2 protein-coding genes are annotated in these 2753 nt (G+C 42.8%); one reads left to right on the forward strand and one right to left on the reverse strand.

The window, feature by feature from the left end; all coding sequences use genetic code 11:
* On the reverse strand, positions 1-1088 hold a 1088-nt coding region (locus H6F50_RS26110), incomplete at its 3' end, for an MFS transporter (protein ID WP_190430952.1).
* 425 nt (positions 1089-1513) lie between these two features.
* Here H6F50_RS26110 and H6F50_RS26115 point away from each other — a divergent pair.
* On the forward strand, positions 1514-2753 hold a 1240-nt coding region (locus H6F50_RS26115; RefSeq protein WP_190430953.1), incomplete at its 3' end, for an Eco57I restriction-modification methylase domain-containing protein.

The raw sequence follows: 2753 nt of genomic DNA on the forward strand, positions 1-2753 counted from the left end.
GCAAACGGAGCTAACCCCCCCACAAAACCTGCCAGGTTGTTGAGCGTCATGACGGTTCCGCTCTGCCCCGGCATCGCTGTGTACAATTGCCCCTGGAGAATAGAGTACCATCCCGAATTAAGGAGACCCAGAAAACCAAGAATGACCAGCTTGAGATTGATATTGGGTGCAACCAAAAAAGCTGGATAAAGACACAAAACAAGGATGGCGCTAACCTTCAAATAAGCGAGTCCTTGCACTCGTTCGAGTAAGGGAATCAGGAGAAAATCTCCTAGTAAACCAAACCCTAACCAGACTGTGAGAGCGAAACTCGCCTGCGTGTTGTTTACACCCACGACATCAACGAAATATAGTGCCAAAAAGCCACTCAAAATATCCAGCATTAAATCGGAAAATTGCAACAACGTTAACCAACGCAACACGTTACCTCGTTTTAAGCTTTGGATGGCATAACGGATGCCATCTTTGAAGCTGTGCGTGGGTTGATCAATATCAGAGGATGCCGTTGGAGTTGCGATTGGATACTGCCACAACATTCCTACAAGTAATACCGTCAGTAGCGCCAATATTAAAAATACACTCCGCCAACTTTGATGGAATGCGATCGCACCCGCTAAAGCCAAAGGCCCAAGGACATTGCCAACAGAACCCGCCAATGCCCAGCGTGCCATATTTTGCTCGTGGCGAGTCGGTTCCATGTCCATCAGCGTTGCCTGGGAAAGACTGACAAAGGCACCGGATGCTGGATAAAACAGCACAAAGGCTGCTAACAGCCAGGAAAAGTTATAGCTAAGGGAGATGAGGAGTAATGCGATCGCAAACCCAACGCCTCCCCCCAAAATCAATTGCCGTCGCTGACCGATATCTGCCCAAATTCCCAAAATTGGCTCTATCAAACTGCTGATCGTATTAGGTATCGTCAGCAACAGCCCCACTTGCACATAGGAAAGATGCAAGTCATTGCGAATCAACGGATAAGCAGCACCCCGCACTCCATCCACCAGCTCGTCTAATAGCTCAATGACCAGGAAGATAATCGTTAATAGAATCACGGTCCTGGTCGTTTTGTTTTTCCTATCCAATGACATCGTAAAATTCTCCCATCCTCAAAATTTGAACACCAGCGCAACATCTTCACGGCATTGGCGATCGGAGGGGGAATCCACGAACAGACTCTCCGCCTTAGTTGTAAGGCGAATCGTGCGTTGGATTGGGTTCTAGAAGCTTACCAGGGAGGAAAAATCATAGAAGCGAAGGGCAAAGAAAAGGACTTGCAAATATGTCTGTAGCCTATTGTAGGCATACCAGAAGAGATTGTCTTTTTTACGAGTTGAATAAGACTCAAAATTTGTAACAACACACATATACTGTCGAGGCGGTTGGAATGCTATATGGACAGAATCTATACAACATCCCAATTTGGAGAATTAGACAGGAGCTGTCGAATCACGAGTTAAGTGTACTACAAGACAAATATATGGTATGTCTTCATATCGAACACTAAATTGAGAGCATGACGACGTTCCTTACAGACTCGGCTGACATCGCCAGGATTCATTTCTCTTCAAAGCTGAATTTGAAGCAGCGTAGTGAATTGGGACAGTTTATGACTCCTGCTCCGGTTGCTCGTTTTATGGCGAGACAATTTAGCAGTTTATCCGGTCACGTCAACCTTCTAGATCCCGGAGCCGGAGTTGGGGCATTAACGGCTGCCTTTGTAGAGCGACTATTAGCAAATCCTAACAAGGTTGAGAGCTGCTTCATAACAGCATATGAAGTTGAATCAACTTTTATATCATCTTTGAGAGAATGCCTCATACAGTGTTGTGTAGCTTTAGAGAGCAGAGGTATTCAAGCGAATTACTGTTTACATGAAGAAAGCTTCATCAAGTCCTTTACTGAAATAAATTTGCCGCTTTTTAGTAATTCCTCTATTCGTTTTACTCACGCGATTCTGAATCCGCCTTATAAGAAAGTTAACAGGCAATCAATCGAAAATAAAATTCTTTCAAAATTTGGGATTGAAACTGTAAATCTATATAGTGCGTTTGTTTGGCTTACTGTATTACAGCTTGCTAAGGACGGAGAGATAGTTGCAATTACGCCTAGAAGTTTCTGTAATGGAGCTTATTATCGTCCTTTCCGTAAAGCTTTCCTTGAAAAAATTGAACTTAAAAAAGTTCATGTTTTTGAGAGCCGCTCGACCGCCTTTTGCGAAGATGGCGTATTGCAAGAAAATATTATATTTCATGCTTTAAAGTCCGGCGAAAAGTCTAATTATATAGAAATAAGTAGTAGCTCTGGAACCAATGCAATTGATTTTTTAGAATCAAGAGTTATTCCTTATAACCAAGTTGTTAAAACAAATGATTCAGAAAGCTTTATTCATCTCGTTACAAACCCTCTTGAAGATGCTTTAAAAGTGCAGATGGATAAATTTTCATCTACTTTGGATGAAATTGGGTTAGAAGTTTCAACAGGCCCAGTTGTTGATTTTCGTCTCAAATCAGCTTTGAAAAATTATTTAGATGAGCAAAGCGTTCCACTACTTTACCCAGAAGCTATGAAAGCAGGGAGAGTTTTATTTCCACCCTACAATCCTCGCAAGTCGATCGCAATTGAACAAAACCAAGAAACAGAAAAATGGTTAGTTCAATCGGGTTGGTACGTTTTAACAAAGCGTTTTTCTGCTAAGGAAGAAAAGCGTCGTATTGTTGCTGCTGTGTGCCCTCCCGTAGATGCGCCAGCACTAG

It is taken from the genome of Coleofasciculus sp. FACHB-712, from assembly GCF_014695635.1.
GTDB lineage: Bacteria > Cyanobacteriota > Cyanobacteriia > Cyanobacteriales > FACHB-T130 > FACHB-T130.